The sequence below is a fragment of the Amycolatopsis orientalis genome (assembly GCF_000943515.2).
Taxonomy (GTDB): Bacteria; Actinomycetota; Actinomycetes; order Mycobacteriales; family Pseudonocardiaceae; genus Amycolatopsis; species Amycolatopsis orientalis.
This window is the reverse complement of the sequence record NZ_CP016174.1, coordinates 6,172,993-6,192,577: the sequence shown is the minus strand read 5'-3', so window position 1 is coordinate 6,192,577 and position 19,585 is coordinate 6,172,993. Positions and strand designations below refer to the sequence as shown.

The 19,585-nt window shown below is 70.4% G+C and carries 4 protein-coding genes; all 4 read left to right on the top strand.

Going from position 1 to position 19,585, the window contains the following annotated elements; genetic code table 11:
• Nucleotides 1-191: 191 nt before the first annotated feature.
• The 4 genes from SD37_RS26680 (at nucleotide 192) to SD37_RS43910 (ending at nucleotide 19,568) form a co-directional block, all read left to right on the top strand.
• Nucleotides 192-1,697, top strand: a complete 1,506-nt coding sequence (locus SD37_RS26680; protein WP_044849879.1) for an ArnT family glycosyltransferase — start codon at nucleotides 192-194, stop codon at nucleotides 1,695-1,697.
• A 173-nt stretch (nucleotides 1,698-1,870) separates the two neighbouring features.
• Nucleotides 1,871-3,283, top strand: a complete 1,413-nt coding sequence (locus SD37_RS26675; RefSeq protein WP_044849878.1) for a class I adenylate-forming enzyme family protein — start codon at nucleotides 1,871-1,873, stop codon at nucleotides 3,281-3,283.
• A complete protein-coding gene (locus SD37_RS26670; RefSeq protein WP_044849877.1) occupies nucleotides 3,280-4,203 on the top strand; it encodes an ACP S-malonyltransferase in 924 nt (307 codons plus the stop codon). Before SD37_RS26675 ends, SD37_RS26670 begins: the two co-directional genes overlap by 4 nt.
• 56 nt (nucleotides 4,204-4,259) lie before the next feature.
• Nucleotides 4,260-19,568, top strand: a complete 15,309-nt coding sequence (locus tag SD37_RS43910) for a type I polyketide synthase (protein ID WP_145926735.1) — start codon at nucleotides 4,260-4,262, stop codon at nucleotides 19,566-19,568.
• Nucleotides 19,569-19,585 lie beyond the last annotated feature (17 nt).

Genomic DNA, 19,585 nt, shown 5'->3' with positions numbered 1-19,585 from the left:
CCGCGAAACGGGAACAACCAGTGACCGCAATCGTTCCACGGAAGTCTTCCCCGCCGTGCCGGGACGAACCCCTAGCCATCCCCTACGCGGCCCCAGAACACTTTCCCGCGGTAGAGGAAGGAGCGCGCCCGACAGTACGGTCGGGCGAAGTCGCCCGGGAACCCCGGGGCCCAGCGCGGTGGGGGATCTCAGTGGAGCAGAGCGTTTCGGCGATCTCGACGGCAAGCGAGGTCCAGGAAGTCGACGCCGATCGTCGACCGGTGTTCGCCCGGGCACCGGTCGCGATCGTGGCCGCCGTCGTCGGGCTGGCGCTGTTGGTCACCAGCGGCTCCTACGGCTACCACCGGGACGAACTCTACTTCCTCGCCGCGGGCGCGCATCCGGACTGGGGTTACGTCGACCAGCCGCCGCTGGTGCCGCTGCTCGCCTGGGCGCTCGACCAGATCTCGGGCGGTTCGCTGGTCGTGCTGCGGCTGCCGGCGATCCTGCTGGCGGTGCTGGGCGTGTTCGTCACGGCGATGATCGCCCGCGAGTTCGGCGGCGCGCGACGGGCGCAGGTGATCGCCGCGGCGGCCTATGGCGCGGCGCCGATCACGCTGCTGGCCGGGCATTGGCTGGCGACCAACTCGGTGGACATGTTCTTCTGGGCGCTGGCCACCCTGCTGCTGGTGCGCTGGGTGCGCACCAGAGACGACCGGCTGCTGCTCCTGCTCGGGATCGCCGCCGGGGTGGCGTTGCAGGCCAAGTACCTGATCGTGTTCTTCCTGGTGTTCGCGGTGGCGGCGGCCGCGCTCGCCGGACGGCGGGAACTGCTGCGCCGTCCGATGCTCTGGGCGGGTGCGGCGATCGCGGGCGTCTGCGCGCTGCCGACCGTGCTTTGGCAGGCGGCGAACGGCTGGCCGCAGATCGAGATGAGCGAAGCGATCGCGCAGAGCGCCGAAGCCACCGGCGGCCGGGTCGGCTACCTGCCGACGTTGCTTTCGCTGGCCGGGCTGCCCGCGCTGCTGCTCCTGTTCGGCGCGGGACGGCTGCTGTGGTCGGACAGGCTGCGGCAATGGCGGTTCCTCGGATTCACCGTCGTCGCCCTGCTGGTGGTGTTCATCGCGATCAACGGCCGCGCCGACTACCTGGCCGGGGTCTTCCCGTTGTTGCTGGCCGCGGGCGCCGCCGGGCTCGGACCGTCGCCGCGTACCCGGTGGGTGCCGTGGGTGGCCTGGCCGGTGCTGCCGGTTTCGGCCGCGCTGGCCGCCGCGTTGATGCTCCCGATCTATCCGGTGGCCTCCTTGGCGAGCTCCCCCCAGGGGCCTGCCGAATCGGCGCAGACCGTGGGCTGGCCGGAGTTCGCGGACGCCGTCGAGCGGACGCGGCGGACGATGCCGCCCGGCACGGTCGTGCTCACCGCGGACTACGCCCAGGCAGGTGCCCTGTACAAGTTCGCGCCGGGGCTCGCCGTCTACAGCGCGCACCGTGGCTACGCGTATTTCGGTGTCCCGCCGGAGAACACGACGACGGTGTTGTTCGCCGGGTCCGATCCCGGCGAACTGGGGAAGTACTTCGGCTCGGTGCGACCGGTCGGCACGACCGGAAACGCTTACAACGGACTGAAGAACCTGGCGCTGGACATCCCGCTTTGGATCTGCGACAAGCCGCTGGACAGCTGGCCGCGGCTTTGGGAACGCATGCGCCATATCGCCTGAACCGGCCGGTCCCGTTCGCGGGACAGGGGTTGGGGCGGGGTGCGGGGTGAAGGGGGTGATAGGGGTATCCCTTCCCGAACAACGGTTTTAGGCTCGCTTCGGCGGTACTTGCGTTGGTTCGCCCATGATGCCGGGTAGTTCCGGCGATTTCCGTCCCGGTGTGGAGGAATACCATGACTGCGAGAATTTTCGCCCCGGACTCGGTGCGTACTTTTTCCGAACTCGAACGCGAAGTGGTCGGCGTCGCCGAGGCGCTGCGGCAGCGGGGTGCGGGACCCGGCGTCCGTGTCATGCTCAAGGCAGGCAACTCCGCCGGGTACGTGAGCACGCTGTTCGCGCTGATGCACGTCGGCGCCTCGATCGTGCTGGTGGACCAGCAGGAACGTCCGGAGGAGACGCGCCGGATCGCGCAGCGCGCCAGTGTGAAACTGATCATCGCCGACGACGACGCGCCGCTGGCCGACGTCGACGACACGTCGTTCATCTACGAGCTGATGATCGACGCGCCGGGCTTCGCCCCCGCGTATCCCCGAGTGTCCTTTGAGGACTGGTGCGAGCTGCCGGACAGCCTGCTGATGTGGTCCTCGGGCTCCACCGGCGAACCCAAGGGCATCGTCAAGAACGGTGGCCGGTTCCTGCGCAACCTGCGGCGCAACGCCGACCAGGTGGGCCACACCGAACAGGACGTCCTGCTGCCGCTGCTGCCGTTTTCGCACCAGTACGGCCTTTCCATGGTGGGCATCGCCTGGCTGGCCCGGTGCTCGCTGGTGATCGCGCCCTACCGCCGCCCGGACCGGGCGATGCTCATGGCGGGGCAGTGCGGGGCCACCGTCGTCGACGCGACCCCGGCCACCTACCGGAGCATGCTCAACATCCTCCGCAAACGCCCGCAGGTCAAAGACCAGCTGCGCACGGTACGGATGTTCTGCAGTGGTGCCGCGCCGCTGGACGGGCCGCTGGTGGACGCCTACGTCGAAGAGTTCGGGCTGCCGCTGCTGGACAGTTACGGCAGCACGGAAGCGGGTAACGTCGCCTTCGCCACCTCGGAGAACGCTGTCGGCTGCGGCCGCGCGATGCCGGGACTGACGGTGGAGGCGGTGGACGACGAGGACCGGCCGGTGGCCGCCGGCGAGGTCGGCGAGCTGATCATCCACACCCCGGACATCCTGACCGGCTACCTCGCCGAAGACGGCACTGTCGCCCCTGTCGACCAGGAGACCTACCGCAGCGGCGACTTCGGCTATCTGGACCCGGACGGCAACGTCTTCGTCCTCGGCCGTAAGTTCGCCGTGCACCGCAACGGCTTCACGCTGTATCCGGAGATCATCGAGCGCAAGTTGAGCGCCGCGGGCTGCTCGGCGAAGCTGATCGCGCTGCCGGACGAGCAGCGGGGCGCGCGCCTGACGCTCTTCGTCGAGGACGAACAGCTGCGGGAACCCGCGCACTGGCGGCCGCTGGTCGACGACGTGCTGGCGGAGTCCGAACGGCCGAACCGGATCCGCGTGATCGAGCGGTTCCCGTTGAACCGCAACGGAAAACCGGACCGCGGTCAGCTCACCGAACTCGCCACCGGGGCCGGGGAATGACCGCGGCGGAAACAGCGTACTTCTTTCCCGGCCTGGACGGGTTCAAGCTGGCCGAGATCGGCAAGTTCCTCGTACTCAGCCCGTTCGCGCGCGATCGGCTGGCGGTCGCCGACGAGGTGCTCGGCTACTCGGTCACCCGCGCGCTGCGCGAATCCGACGACTACGCGTCCCCCGCGGCTCGTGCCGCCACTCTGGTGAACGCGCTTTCCCTGGCGGACTGGGCGAAAGAGAACCTGGGGGAGCCCGGCTTCTGCGTCGGCATGAGCTTCGGCGAGCTGATCACCGCGGCGTACGCGGAATGCCTGCCGTTCGCCGACGCCGTCCGGATCGCCGCCGGGGTCGGCGAGTGCGAACTCGACTACTTCCGCACCGCGCACCAGGATCTCGTCACCCAGGTGGTGACCAGGGTGGCCGCCGAACGGATGGACGAGCTGCTGTCGGATCTGTCCGATCGCGGGGTCTGGTACGACCTGTCCGGGCACGTGGACGACGGCCACTACCTGATCACCATGGCGGAGAAGCATCTGGAGGAGTTCACCGCCGGGGTCGGCCGGGCAGGCGGGTACTCGTTGTACGCCATGCGCCCGGCCGCGCACTGCAGTGCCTTCGGGCCACTTCGCGACCGGATCGAGGCGGAGGTGCTGCGCGGCACCGTGTTCGCCGACCCGTCCGTGCCCGTCGTGTCCGATGTGGACGGTTCGGTCCTGCGGACCGGCCGTGCGGTGCGGGAACTGGTGCTCAGCGGCTTCCTGCGCCCGCTGGAGTGGCGCTCGACGGCCGGTGCGCTGGCCGGGCTCGGCGTGCGCAGGCTTTGTGTGGTGGGACTGGACCGGATGTGGTTCCGGCTCGCGGTCACCAAGAAGAACTTCATCGTGGAACAGGTGAACCAGACCACGGTGCTGCGGCACCGGCGGGGCTGACCGCGGCGCGGTGCCGGTTCGCTCGGACAACAGGTTGAGATGGGGAGTCGTTGGCCATGGCCAGTGCGGATGATGTCATTGAGAACTCCGTCCGGACGGCCGCGCTGCGCGACCGCTTGACGGCCGCGTCCGCCGCGGAGCGCGCCCGGACGCTGCTCCGGCTGGTCCGGGACCAGGTCGCGGACGTGCTGGCGCATGTCCGGCCGGAGACGGTCGGCCCGCGAACGGTCCTGACGGACCTCGGCTTCGACTCCCTCGCCGCGGTGGCCCTGCACCGCGGGCTGGTCGAGGCGACCGGGCTCGATCTCCCGGTGACGATGGCCTTCGACCAGCCGACGGTGTCGGCGCTGGTCGAGTTCCTCGAAGGTGAACTGCTGGGCCGCACCGCGTCCGGAGCGGCCAGCGCGCGGACGGTCCACGACGACGGTGAACCGATCGCCATCGTCGCGATGGGGTGCCGTTTCCCCGGCGGCGCCGAGACCCCGGACCGGTTCTGGGAGCTGATCGCCGAAGGTGCGGACAGCACCGCCGGATTCCCCGAGGACCGCGGCTGGGACCTCGCGGCCCTGTTCGGCCAGGACGACGGTAACCGTGCCGTGAGCACCACCCGCCGGGGCGGGTTCCTCGCTGACGCCGACCGGTTCGATCCGGCGTTCTTCGGCATCAGTCCGCGTGAGGCGCTGGCCATGGATCCGCAGCAGCGCCTGTTGCTGGAAACGTCATGGGAGACCTTCGAGCAGGCCGGGCTCACTCCGGATTCGCTGCGCGGGAGCCGGACCGGCGTCTTCGTCGGCGCCGAGAACCACGAATACGGCCCGCGTACGGCCCAGGCGCAGGACGGGCTCGAGGGCTACCTCGTCACCGGGACCGCGGCGAGCGTGGTCTCGGGCCGGATCGCCTACACCTACGGCTTCGAGGGTCCGGCGATCACCGTGGACACCGCGTGTTCGTCGTCCCTGGTCGCCCTGCACCTCGCGGTGGCCGCACTGCGCCGCGGCGAATGCGACCTGGCGCTCGCCGGCGGGGTCGCGGTCATGTCCGGCCCCGCGTCGTTCGTCGCCTTCAGCCGCCAGCAGGGGTTGGCCGCCGACGGCCGCTGCAAGCCGTTCGCGGCCGCCGCCGACGGGACCGGCTGGGGCGAGGGAGCCGGTCTGGTCCTGGTCGAGCGGCTGTCCGACGCGAAGCGCAACGGACACCGCGTGCTGGCGCTCGTCCGCGGCTCCGCGGTGAACTCCGACGGCGCGAGCAACGGCCTCACCGCGCCGAACGGCCCCTCCCAGCAGCGGGTCATCCGCGAGGCACTGGCGTCGGCCGGACTGGAGCCCGCCGAGGTGGACGTCGTGGAGGCACACGGCACCGGGACGAAACTGGGCGACCCGATCGAGGCGCAGGCCCTGCTCGCCACCTACGGCCAGGACCGGCCGGGCGACCGCCCGCTCCTGCTCGGCTCGGTCAAATCGAATATCGGGCACACCCAGGCCGCCGCCGGTATCGCCGGGGTGATCAAGATGGTGCAGGCGATGAGCCGCGGCGTCGTGCCGCCGACCCTGCACGTCGACGAGCCGACGCCGTTCGTGAACTGGGCCGCGGGCGCCGTGCGGCTGGTCACCGAGACGACGCCGTGGCCGGAACTGGACCGCCCGCGCCGGGCGGCGGTGTCCTCGTTCGGGATGAGCGGGACCAACGCGCACACCATTCTCGAACTGCCCGAGCCCGAGCCGGTGCCCGCGTCCGAGTCCGAAAAGGACACTCACCGTCGGGTGCCCTGGGTGCTGTCGGCGCGGTCGGAAGCCGGGCTTCTCGCACAGGCCGCCAGGCTGAAGGACTTCGTGGCGGAGCTCGAAGCGCCTGGCGTGGCCGAGATCGGTACCGCGCTCGCCACTACCAGGACGGCGTTCGAGCACCGCGCGGTGGTGACCGGCTCGGTGCTCGACGAGCTGCTCGCCGGGGTGTCCGGCCTGGCCGAGGGTTCGGTGCCGGCGGGCACCGTGCGCGCGACCGTGGCGGAGAACGCCGACAAGGTCGTGTTCGTCTTCCCCGGCCAGGGCTCCCAGTGGGCGGGCATGGCGGTTGACCTGCTGGAAAGCTCGCCGGTGTTCGCGAAGCGGCTGCGTGAGTGCGCGGCCGCGCTGGAGCAGTTCGTCGACTGGTCGCTGCTCGACGCGCTGGGCGCGGACGCGCAGGACCCGTGCTGGACGCGGGTCGACGTGGTGCAGCCGGTGCTGTGGGCGGTCATGGTGTCCCTGGCCGAACTTTGGCGGTCCGCCGGGGTGGAACCGGCCGCGGTCATCGGCCATTCACAGGGCGAGATCGCCGCCGCCTGTGTCGCGGGAGCGCTGAGCCTCGACGACGCCGCGTGGGTGGTGGCCCTGCGCAGCAAGGCGATCGCGGCGAGCCTCGCCGGTCGTGGCGGCATGCTGTCCCTGGCCGCGCCGGTGGCCGACGTCGAGCGGCGCCTCGGCGGCTGGGGTGACCGGTTGTCGGTGGCCGCCGTCAACGGGCCGAGCGCCACAGTAGTCTCCGGTGACCCCGAAGCACTGGAAGAGCTGCAGGCCGCCTGCACGGCGGACGGTATCCGCGCCCGCCTGGTGCCGGTGGACTACGCCTCGCATTCCGCGCACGTGACCGAACTCGAGACGCATCTGCTCGACGTGCTCGCCCCGATCGACCCGCGCACCCCGCGCATCCCGTTCTATTCCACTGTGGACCAGTCCTGGCTGGAATCCCCCGTCGTCGACGGCGGCTACTGGTACCGGAATCTGCGCCAGACCGTGCGGTTCGCCGAGTCCGTGCGCGCGGTGCTGGACGCGGGGCACGGCGCGTTCATCGAGATCAGCGCGCATCCGGTGCTCACCGCCGCGATCGGGGAAACGATCGAGGCCGCCGGTGCCGACGCGGCCGCGCTCGGCACACTCCGCCGCGACGACGGCGGGCAGGATCGTGTGCTGGCCTCGCTGGCCGAAGCTCATGTCCGCGGCGTCACGGTGGACTGGAGCGGCTACTTCGCCGGAGCGACCCCGTCACCGTTGCCGACCTACGCCTTCCAGCGCGAGCGGTTCTGGCTCGACGCCGGGGAAAGCGGGCCCGCGGACCTCGCCGCCTACGGCCTCGGCCCGGCCGGGCACCCCATGCTCGGCGCGCTGGTCGGGGTGGCGGGCGACGACGCGCAGCTGTTCACCGCGAGCCTGTCGGTCGCCGCACTGCCCTGGCTGGCCGACCACGCCGTGGCCGGGAACATCCTGGTGCCGAGCACCGCTTTCGTGGAACTAGCGCTGCACGCGGGCAGCCGTCTCGGCGCGGAAGTACTGGAGGAACTCACCCTCGAAGCGCCGTTGATCGTGCCGGAGCGGGACGCGGTGGAACTCCAGCTGACCGTGGGCAGCCCCGATGGCGAAGGCCGCCGGACGCTGGTGGTGCACGCCCGGCCCGCCGGGGGAGAACTGCTGGACACGCCTTGGACGCGGCATGCCGCCGGCGTGCTGGGGCAGGCTTCGAACAGCGAAGGGCAGCGGTTCGCCTGGCCGCCGCCGGGAGCGGAACAGCTTTCGCTCGACGGTCTGTACGACCGGTTCGCCGCCCAGGACTGCGTCTACGGTCCGGCCTTCCAGGGGCTGCGGGGCGCTTGGCTCGCCGGGGACGAGGTCTTCGCCGAAGCCGTGCTGCCCGAAACGGAGGAGTCCGCCGGGTTCGGGTTGCATCCGGTGCTGCTGGACGCGGTGCTTCAGGCGACCGAACTGGCCTGGCCGGTCACCGGCCCGGCCCGGCTGCCGTTCGCCTGGTCCGGGGTCACGCTGCACGCCGCGGGCGCGACGAACGTGCGTGCCAGGATCACCCGGGCCGGCGCGGAGTCGGTGCGGGTCGAGGTCACGGACGGCACCGGTGCCCCGGTCGTCTCGGTGGACTCGCTGGTGACCCGCCCGGTGGCGCTGGAGCGCGAAGGTCATCTGCCGCCGGATTCGTTGTTCCGGCTGGACTGGACCACCAGGCCGCTCACCACCGGGGAGACCCCGGAGCACGAGATCGCCGACCTGTCCGACGATTCGGCGCAGGTGCACGAAACCGCCGCCGCGGCGCTCGCCGCCGTACAGCGGTGGCTGGCGGACGAGAGCCGGGGCGCGGCGAAGCTCGTGGTGGTCACCCGGGGCGCGACCGACGGCACGAACCCCGCGCAGGCCGCCGTCTGGGGTCTGGTGCGCTCGGCGGAGGTGGAACACCCCGGCCGGTTCGTGCTGGTCGACCTCGACGGTGAACCGGCTTCCGCCGCCAAGCTGCCCGTGGTGATCGCGTCCGGGGAGCCCGAGGCCGCCATCCGGCGGGGAACGGTACTGCTGCCCAAACTGACCAGGGTGCCCGCACCGGCCGTGCGACGGCTCGACGACGGCGGGACGGTGCTCGTCGTCGGCGGCACCGCCGGGCTGGGCGCGCTGCTCGCCCGGCATCTGGTGGCCGCGCACGGGATACGGAAGCTCGTGCTGACGAGCCGCCGCGGGATCGGGACGCCGGGCGCCGAGGAGCTGCGGGCCGAACTGGTGGCCGCCGGTGCGGAGGTCACCGTCACCGCTTGCGACGTCGCCGACCGGGAGTCGGCGGCCGCGCTGCTCGACGGTATCGCGGACTTGACGGCGGTGGTGCACACCGCGGCCGTCCTCGACGACGGCCTCGTCGAGGACCTCACCCCGGACCGCCTGTCCGCGGTGCTCCGGCCCAAAGTGGACGGTGCGCGCAACCTGCATGAGCTGACCGCCGGTACCGGGCTGGCGGCGTTCGTGCTCTTCTCGTCCGTGGCCGGGACGTTCGGTGGCGCCGGGGTAGCCGCGTACGCCGCCGCGAACTCCTTCCTCGACGCGCTCGCGCAGGCCCGTGTCGCCGGGGGTGCGCCCGCGGTGTCGCTGGCGTGGGGTGTCTGGGGCGGTGGCGTCGGGATGACGGCGCGACTGTCCGAAGTGGACCTTCGACGGCTGGCCGCGGAGGGGCAGGCGCCGCTGACCCCGGCTCAGGGACTCGCGTTGTTCGATGTTGCCCTCGGCGGGGAAAACCCTGTCCTGCTGCCCATGTCGCTCGATCGCGCGACTCTGCGCGCCCAGCCGGACACGCTTCCCGCCCTGCTGCGGGGCCTCGTGCGCGGGCCTCGGCGCGTGGCCGCGGCCGCCGCCTCGGCCGACGGCTCGCTGGTGGGCAAGCTGGCCGGGCTGCCGTCCGCGGACCGCGACCGGATGCTGCTGGAGCTGGTCCGGGCGCAGGCGTCGGCGGTGCTCGGGCACAGCGGTACGGACGCGGTGGGCGACCGGAAGGCCTTCCGTGAACTGGGTTTCGACTCGGTGAGCGCGGTGGAACTGCGGAACCGCCTGAACTCCGCGACCGGGTTGCGGCTGCCCGCGACCCTGGTCTTCGACTTCCCGTCGCCGCTGAGCCTGGCCACCCACATTCGCCGGTTGCTGCTCGGCGAGTCCGAGACCCCGGTCGCGGCGACGACCGCGGTGACGGCGGACGAGCCGATCGCCATCGTCTCGATGAGCTGCCGGTTCCCCGGCGGCGTCAGCACGCCGGAACAGTTCTGGGACATGCTCGCCGCCGGCGGCGAGGGGATCGGCGACTTCCCCCAGGACCGCGGGTGGGACCTGGCCGGGCTGTACTCGCCGGACCGGGACCGCACCGGTACCAGCTACACCAGCCGTGGCGGGTTCCTCTACGACGCGGCCGAGTTCGATCCGGGGTTCTTCGGGATTTCGCCCCGTGAGGCGCTGGCGATGGATCCGCAGCAGCGGTTGCTGCTGGAGACCTCGTGGGAGGCGTTCGAACGAGCCGGGATCGACCCGCTGTCCCTGGCGGGCAGTGCTTCCGGTGTCTTCGTCGGTATGTCCTATCAGGACTATGCCTCCCGGCTGAACCGCATCCCCGAAGAGGTCGAGGCGTATACGGGCAACGGCACGTCGCTGAGTGTGGCGTCGGGTCGGGTGGCGTATGCGTTGGGGTTGGAGGGTCCGGCGGTGACGATTGATACGGCGTGTTCTTCGTCGTTGGTGGCGTTGCATTTGGCGTTGCAGTCGTTGCGTCGGGGTGAGTGTGGTTTGGCGTTGGCTGGTGGTGTGGTGGTGATGGCGTCGCCGGATATGTTTGTGGAGTTTTCTCGTCAGCGTGGGTTGGCGGTGGATGGTCGGTGTAAGGCGTTTTCGGCGGATGCTGATGGTTTTGGGTCTGCTGAGGGTGTTGGTGTTGTTGTTTTGGAGCGGTTGTCGGATGCTCGGCGTAATGGGCATCGGGTGTTGGCGGTGGTGCGTGGTTCTGCGGTGAATCAGGATGGTGCGTCGAATGGTTTGACGGCGCCGAATGGTCCTTCGCAGCAGCGGGTGATTCGTGCGGCGTTGTCGGATGCGGGTCTTTCACCGTCTGATGTGGACGCGGTGGAGGCGCATGGTACTGGGACGACGTTGGGTGATCCGATCGAGGCGCAGGCGTTGTTGGCGACGTATGGCCAGGATCGAGAGCGGCCCTTGTGGCTCGGTTCGGTGAAATCGAACCTGGGACACACACAGGCCACGGCCGGGGTCGCCGGGGTGATGAAGATGGTGCTCGCCATGCGACACGGCGTGCTGCCGAAGACCTTGCACGTCACCGAGCCGAGCGAGAAGATCGACTGGGACTCCGGCCCTGTCGAGCTGTTGACCGAGGCAAGGGACTGGCCGGACACCGGCAAGCCGCGGCGGGCGGGAGTGTCCGCGTTCGGGATCAGCGGGACCAACGCCCACGTCATCCTGGAGCAGGCGCCGGAGATCGTTCCCGCGCCCACCGTGCCGGTTTCCGTGCGGCCATGGGTGATCTCGGCTAAGACGCCGGAGGCGGTGGAAGCGTTCGCCGGTCGGCTCTCCCGGTATTCCGGTGACGCCGCGGGTGTGGCGGCGGGGCTCGCCGGTCGTTCGGTGTTCGAGCATCGTGCGGTGCTCGTGGGCGAGGACCAAGCCGGTCTGGCGGCCGCGTTGGCGTCGGGCGGGTTGCCTGCTGGGGTAGTGCGGGGTTCTGGTTCCGGTGTTGAGCGTGTGGTGTTCGTCTTCCCTGGTCAGGGTTCGCAGTGGCTGGGTATGGCGTCGGCTCTCTTGAAGGAGAGCCCGGTTTTCGCGTCGCGGATGGCGGAATGTGACAGCGCTTTGCGGTCCTTTGTGGACTGGTCGTTGTTTGACGTGCTGGACGACGAGGCTGCGTTGGGCCGGGTTGATGTTGTTCAGCCGGTGTTGTGGTCGGTGATGGTGTCGCTGGCCGAGGTGTGGCGTTCGCTCGGTGTGGTTCCTTCTGCCGTGGTGGGTCATTCTCAGGGTGAGATCGCGGCGGCGGTGGTGGCTGGTGGTTTGAGCCTGGAGGATGGGGCTCGGGTGGTGGCCTTGCGGAGCCAGGCCATCGCTGCCGAGCTGGCTGGTCTCGGCGGGATGCTGTCGGTGGCCGCGCCGGTGACCGAGGTCGGCGAGGGTGTGTCGATCGCTGCGGTGAACGGCCCGAACGCGGTAGTGCTCTCCGGTGACCCCGAGGCGTTGGCCGCGACGAAGGCCCGATACGAGGCCGAGGGTGTCCGGGCTCGTTTGGTGGCGGTGGATTACGCGTCCCATTCCGCCCATGTCGAACGGATCGAAACGCAGCTCGCGGAGTTGCTCGCGCCAGTGACGCCGCGGTCTGGCGATGTTCCGTTCTATTCCACAGTGGACTCCCGATGGTTGGACACCACGGAACTGACGGGTGGCTACTGGTATCGGAACCTGCGCCAGACAGTGCGGTTCGCTGATGCGGTAGAGCAGCTGGCCAGCGAAGGTCAGCAGATGTTCGTCGAGGTCAGTGCTCATCCGGTGTTGACGATGGCGATCGAGGACACCGTCGACGTTCCGGTGGTCGGCACACTACGCCGCGACGAAGGCGGATTGGACCGGTTCCTCCTTTCGGCGGGTGAGGCGTTCTGCCACGGCGCCGACGTCGACTGGCACACGCTCCTCGGCAAGGCCGGGACCGTCCCCGAGGATCTGCCCACGTATCCGTTCCAGCACGAGCGCTTCTGGCTGACCGATGCCCAGCCGGATCTCGCGGTCGCAGCGGAGTCCACTGTGGATGCTCGCTTCTGGAACGCGGTCGGCCAGGAGGACCTCGCCGGTCTGGCGAAGACCCTCGGTACGTCCGAAGACCAGCAAGCCGCGCTGCAGGCCGTGCTTCCCACCCTCACGTCCTGGTATCGCGGGCATCAGGAGCAGGCCGAAAAGGACAGCAAACGGTACGGCGTTTCCTGGCAGCCGCTCGATCCGCCCGGCGTCCCGAAACTCGACGGCACGTGGGTCGTGCTGTCTTCGGCCGCGGACAGCGGGCACCCGTGGGTCCGCGGCGCACTCGACGCGATCACCCGGGCCGGTGCGGCGGTGCGGCACCTCGAACTCGACGAGCAGGACACCGATCGCGCGGTGCTCGCCGGGAAACTCCGGACGGCGCTCGAAGACGGGGTCGAACCCACCGGTGTCCTTTCCCTGCTCGCGTTCGACGAAAACGGCCACAGCGTCCACCGTGCGGCACCGCTCGGGCTGGCGCTCACCGTCGCGCTGGTCCAAGCGCTCGGGGACGCCGGTGTGCGGGCGCTGCTGTGGTGCGCCAGTGACGGCGCGGTGTCCGTGACCCCGGCCGAGGCGCCGCGGAATCCGGCACAGGCCCAGGTGTGGGGGTTCGGCCGGGTCGTCGGCCTGGAACACCCCGAGCGTTGGGGCGGCCTCGTGGACCTGCCCGCCGACGTGACCGACGGCGCCCTCGCCGGACTGGCGAGCGCGCTCGGCAACGTCGCGGAGGAAGACCAGCTCGCCGTCCGTGCCACCGGCGTCCTCGTCCGCCGCCTGCTGCGCACCCCGGCCGGGGACGTCCCGGTCCGGACCTGGCGACCGGAGGGCACCGTCCTGGTGACCGGGGGAACGGGCGCGCTGGGGGCACACGTCGTCCGCTGGCTCGCGCGCAACGGAGCCGGGCACGTGCTCGTCACCAGCCGCCGCGGCCCCGACGCCCCCGGCGCCGCGGAACTCCGCGACGAGCTGGCGGAGCTGGGATGCCCGGTGACGATCGTGGCCTGCGACGTCGCCGATCGTGCTTCGCTCGCCGAAGTACTCACCGAACACCCGGTCAGCGCGGTGTTCCACGTGGCGGCGGTGCTCGACGACAGCCTGATCGACTCGCTCACCACCGCGCAGATCGACCGGGTCACCCAGGTCAAGGTCGGCGGCACCCGCAACCTCCACGAGCTGACCAAGGACCGCGACCTCTCCGCGTTCGTGCTCTTCTCCTCGTTCGCCGGCACCACCGGCGGGCCGGGCCAGGGCAACTACGCGCCCGGCAACGCGTTCCTCGACGCCTTCGCGCAGCAACGCCGTGCGCACGGCCGCACCGCGACCGCCGTCGCCTGGGGACCGTGGGCAGGCGGCGGTATGGCCGAGGGCGACGGCGGGGAACTGTCCCGGCGGCACGGGCTCAAGGACGTCAGCCCCGAGCTGTCGCTGGCCATCCTCCAGCAGGCACTCGACCACGACGAAACCTTCCTGACCGTCGCGGACATCGACTGGGAACGGTTCTTCCTCGCCTTCACCTCGTCGCGGGCGCGGCCGTTCCTGCACGGGGTGGACGACGTGCGGCGGATGCTCGCCTCCGGCGCGGGCGGCGACATGGTCGGCGCGGGCACGGCGAAGAACGCGGCCCCCGCGTCGGCCTCCGAACTCGGCGCACGGTTGGCGAACCAGCCGGCCGCCGACCAGGATCGCGAGCTGATGCGACTCGTCCGCGAGCAGATCGCCACCGTGCTCGGACATGCCGACGCCGAACGCATCGAGGCCAAGAAGGCCTTCCGTGAACTGGGCTTCGACTCGGTGACCGCGGTCGAGCTGCGGAACCGGCTGAATGTGATCACCGGGCTCCGACTGCCCGCCACGCTGATCTTCGACTTCCCGTCACCGGCGGCGCTGGTCGCGCATTTGCGCAAGGAGGTCCTCGGCGAGGCCGAAAGCACCGCGCCGGTCACGGCCGTCCCCGTGGCAGCCACGGACGAACCGGTGGCCATCGTGGCGATGAGCTGCCGTTACCCGGGCGACGTGGAGACCCCGGAAGACCTGTGGCGAATGCTCGCCACCGGCGGCGAAGGCATCACGGACTTCCCGGTCGACCGCGGCTGGGACGTCGAGGCGCTCTACGACCCGGACCCGGCGGCCGAGGGCAAGACCTACACCCGCCGCGGCGGTTTCCTGCACCGGGCAGGCGAGTTCGATCCAGGCTTCTTCGGGATTTCGCCCCGTGAGGCGCTGGCGATGGATCCGCAGCAGCGGTTGCTGTTGGAGACGTCTTGGGAAGCCTTCGAGCGGGCAGGCATCGACCCGCTGTCCCTCGCGGGCAGTTCGTCGGGAGTCTTCTTCGGAATGTCCTATCAGGACTATGCCGATCAGCTGAACCAGGCGCCTGACAGCGTTTACGTCGGAGTCGGCAACACCGCGAGTGTGGCGTCGGGTCGGGTGGCGTATGCGTTGGGGTTGGAGGGGCCGGCGGTGACGATTGATACGGCGTGTTCTTCGTCGTTGGTGGCGTTGCATTTGGCGTTGCAGTCGTTGCGTCGGGGTGAGTGTGGTTTGGCGTTGGCTGGTGGTGTGGTGGTGATGGCGTCGCCGGATATGTTTGTGGAGTTTTCGCGTCAGCGTGGGTTGGCGGTGGATGGTCGGTGTAAGGCGTTTTCGGCGGATGCTGATGGTTTTGGGTCTGCTGAGGGTGTTGGTGTTGTTGTTTTGGAGCGGTTGTCGGATGCTCGGCGTAATGGGCATCGGGTGTTGGCGGTGGTGCGTGGTTCTGCGGTGAATCAGGATGGTGCGTCGAATGGTTTGACGGCTCCGAATGGTCCTTCGCAGCAGCGGGTGATTCGTGCGGCGTTGTCGGATGCGGGTCTTTCGGCGTCTGATGTGGACGCGGTGGAGGCGCATGGTACTGGGACGACGTTGGGTGATCCGATTGAGGCGCAGGCGTTGTTGGCGACGTATGGCCAGGATCGGGATCGGCCCTTGTGGCTCGGTTCGGTGAAATCGAACCTGGGGCACACGCAGGCGGCCGCGGGTGTCGCGGGCGTGATGAAAATGGTCATGGCGATGCAACACGGGCTGATCCCGGCGACGCTGCACGTGACCGAGCCTTCTCCGCATGTGGACTGGTCTTCCGGCGAGGTGCGGCTGGCGACGGACTCCGTCGAGTGGCCCGAAACCGGCAGGCCGCGGCGGGCGGGCGTGTCCGCGTTCGGGATCAGCGGGACCAACGCCCACGTCATCCTGGAAGAAGCACCACCCGTCGAAGCCGAGGTTTCCGCGGCCCCACCCGTGCTGCCGTGGGTCATGACGGGCAAGACCCCGGAAGCACTCACCGCGCTGGCGTCCCGGGTGGCCGAATACGGCCTCGACCGCAATCCGGCCGACGTCGCCGCCGGGCTCGCGGGTCGTTCGGTGTTCGGGCATCGTGCGGTGCTCGTCGGTGAGGATCAGGCTGGTTTGGCGGCCGCATTGGCTGGGGGTGAGCAGCCCGCGGGTGTGGTGCGGGGTTCCGGCTCTGGTGTTGAGCGTGTGGTCTTCGTGTTCCCCGGTCAGGGTTCGCAGTGGCTGGGCATGGCCTCGGCTCTCTTGGAAGAGAGCCCGGTTTTCGCGTCACGCATGGCGGAATGTGACAGCGCTTTGCGGTCCTTTGTGGACTGGTCTCTGTTGGATGTGCTGAACGATGAGGCTGCGCTGAGCAGGGTTGATGTTGTTCAGCCGGTGTTGTGGTCGGTGATGGTGTCGCTGGCCGAGGTGTGGCGTTCGCTCGGTGTGATTCCTTCCGCCGTGGTGGGTCACTCCCAGGGTGAGATCGCGGCCGCGGTGGTGGCTGGTGGTTTGAGCCTGGAGGATGGGGCTCGGGTGGTGGCGTTGCGAAGTCAGGCCATCGCCGCGGAGTTGGCTGGTCTGGGCGGGATGCTGTCCGTGGCCGCACCGGTGACGGAAGTCGATGAGGGTGTGTCGATCGCTGCGGTGAACGGTCCGAACGCCGTGGTGCTCTCCGGTGACCCCGACGCACTCGCGAAGGCAAAAGCTCACTATGAGGCCGACGGTGTCCGGGCCCGTTTGGTGGCGGTGGATTACGCGTCCCATTCCGCCCACGTCGAACGGATCGAAACGCAGCTCGCGGAGTTGCTCGCGCCAGTGACGCCGCGGACGGGCGAGGTTCCGTTCTATTCGACTGTGGACTCCCGATGGCTGGACACCACGGAACTAACGGGCGGCTACTGGTATCGGAACCTGCGCCAGACAGTGCGGTTCTCGGACGCGGTAGAGCAGCTGGCCAGCGAAGGTCAGCAGATGTTCGTCGAAGTCAGCGCTCATCCGGTGTTGACGATGGCGATCGAGGACACCGTCGACGTCCCCGTGGTCGGCACACTTCGCCGCGACGAGGGCGGTCTGGCGCGATTCCTGCTCTCTGCGGGTGAGGCGTTCTGCCACGGCGCTGACGTCGACTGGCGGGGCTTGCTCGGCAAGGCCGGGACCGTCCCCGAAGACCTGCCCACGTATCCGTTCCAGCACGAGCGTTACTGGCCGGATGGCGTGAACGGCAACGGAAACGTCGTGTCCGCCGGACTCGGCGCCACCGACCATCCGCTGCTCGGCGCGGCGGTCGAACTCGCGGACGGTGAGGGGCTCCTCTTCACCGGCCGGGTGTCCGTGCACAGCCACCCCTGGCTGGCAGAGCACGCCGTCGCAGGCACGATCCTGTTCCCTGGCACCGCATATCTCGAACTGGCCATCCACGCAGGCGACCAGATCGGCTGCGGTCACCTCGAAGAACTGGCCATGGAGACCCCGCTGGTCCTGCCTCGCAGCGGCGGCGTGCAACTGCAGCTGGTCGTGGCCGAGCCCGGCGAGGGCGGTCGCCGCGGCGTCGAGTTCTACTCCAGGCTCGACGACGGCGAGTGGACCCGGCACGCCGCCGGGGTGCTCAGCCCGGCCGCACCGGCGGCCACCGAGGACCTGACGGCCTGGCCCCCGCCGGGCGCGGAAGCCGTCGACGTCGCCGGGTTCTACGCCGGGCTGGCCGAACAGGGTTACGAGTACGGACCGGCGTTCCAGGGCCTGCGGGCCGCTTGGCGCCGGGACGACGAGGTGTTCGCCGAGGTCGCCCTGCCCGAGGCGCACCGGTTCACCGCGGACCGGTACGGCCTGCATCCCGCCCTGCTGGATGCGGCGATGCAGGCCACCGAACTCGGCGGCTTCGACGAGGACGGGGAGACCCGCCTCCCGCTGCTGTGGACCGGCGTCACCCTGCACGCCACCGGCGCCGCCGCACTGCGCGTCCGGGTCGCGCCCGCCGGGCCCGACGCCGTGGCCGTCGACGTGGCCGATCTCGCCGGGGCTCCGGTGGCGTCGGTCGCTTCGCTGGTGGCGCGCCCCGTGTCGGCGGAACAACTCGCCGCGGCCAGGTCCGCCGGCCGGGACGCGCTCTACCGGCTGGACTGGACGCCCCTGCCGGTGGAACCACGGACCGGTGAACGGCCGGTACTGGTGGGCGGCGACCACCTGGGCCTCGGCGCCGCCGGCCTCGAACCGGTCGAGTACGCGGATCTTCCGGTGCTCGCGAAGGAACTCGCCGAAATCCCGCCGATCGTCCTCGCCACCTGCCCCCCGGCCGCCGAGGACGAGCTGACCACCGCGATCGGGGCGGCGACCGGCCGGGTGCTCGGGTTGGCGCAGGACTGGCTGGCCGACGAGCGGTTCGCCGACGCGAAACTGGTGCTGGTGGTCCGTGACGCGACGGCACAGTCCGCGATCACCGGTCTGATCCGGTCCGCGACCGCGGAGAACCCCGGCAGGCTGGTGCTGGCGCACGTCGACGATGACCCGGCTTCCCTGCGGGCGCTGCCCGGCGCGCTGGCCACCGGGGAACCGGAGTTCGCCGTGCGCGCGGGACAGGTGCTCGTCCCGCGGCTTGCCCGAGCCGGGCAGCCCACCGGGGAGCCGGTGACGCTCGACGCGGACGGCACGGTACTGATCACCGGCGGCACCGGCACCCTCGGCCGTCTCCTCGCCCGGCATCTCGTCTCCCGGCACGGTGTCCGCCACTTGCTGCTCGTCAGCAGGCAGGGACCCGAGGCCGAAGGTGTCGGCGCACTGGTCGCGGACCTCGCCGAACTCGGCGCCGAAGCGACGGTCGCCGCCTGCGACGTGTCCGAACGGGAGGAGATCCGAGCCCTGCTGGGAACGATCCCGGCCGACCGGCCGCTGACCGCGGTGGTGCACACCGCCGCGGTACTGGACGACGGCGTGTTCGGCTCGTTCACCCCGCAACGGGTGGACAAGACCTTGCGCCCCAAGGCTTACGCCGCGATCCACCTGCACGAGCTCACGAAGGACCTCGACCTCAGCGCCTTCGTGCTCTTCTCCTCCGGCGCCGGGGTCTACGGCAGCCCCGGGCAGGCGAACTACGCGGCCGCGAACTCGGTGCTGGACGCGCTGGCCGAGCAGCGCCGGGCAGCCGGGCTCCCCGCGATCTCGCTGGATTGGGGACTGTGGGCGAGCACCAGCAACCTCACCGGCACGCTGGGCGCGGCGGACTTGAGCCGCATCGCCAGGGAAGGCGGCCTCGCGATCTCCGACGAGGACGGTCTGGCGCTGTTCGACGAAGCGCTGCGGCACAACTCGCCGGTGCTGATGCCGTCCCCGATGGACACCGCGGTGTTGCGGGCCCAGGCCAAGGCGGGCACGCTGCCGCCGCTGCTGAGCGGACTGGTGCGGGCGCCCGCCCGTCGCGGCGCGGCGGGTACCGCCTCCACCACGAGTGGGGACGACCGCGAACAGGCCGCGTTGCTCGGCAGACTGGCCGGGCTGGACCACGACGGCCGGGCCGAGGTGTTGCTGGACCTGGTGTGCGGGCACGCGGCCACCGTGCTCGGGCATCAGAGCGCGGCAGCGGTGGATCCGCAGCGGGGCTTCCTCGAGATGGGCTTCGACTCACTGACCGGGATCGAGCTGCGCAACCGGCTCAACGCGGCGGTCGGGCAGCGGCTGCCCGCCACGCTGATCTTCGACTACCCGGCGCCGGAAGCGGTGGCCGGTCTGCTCGCGGAGAACCTGGCGGCCATCAGTTTGTCCACTGTGGACGCTCCGCCGTTGCTGGGCAGGCTCGACAGCCTGGACGCGGAGCTGGCCGCGCTGACCCTGGACGAGCGGTCGCGCGCCCAGCTGGTCGAGCGGCTCACCGCGCTGGCCGCCCGGTACGGCGGCGGCACGACGGCGGACGGCGGACTCACCGAGAAGATCGACGCCGCCTCCGACGACGAGATCTTCGACTTCATCGACAACGAACTGAAGGCGTGATCGGTCGAGAGACCCGA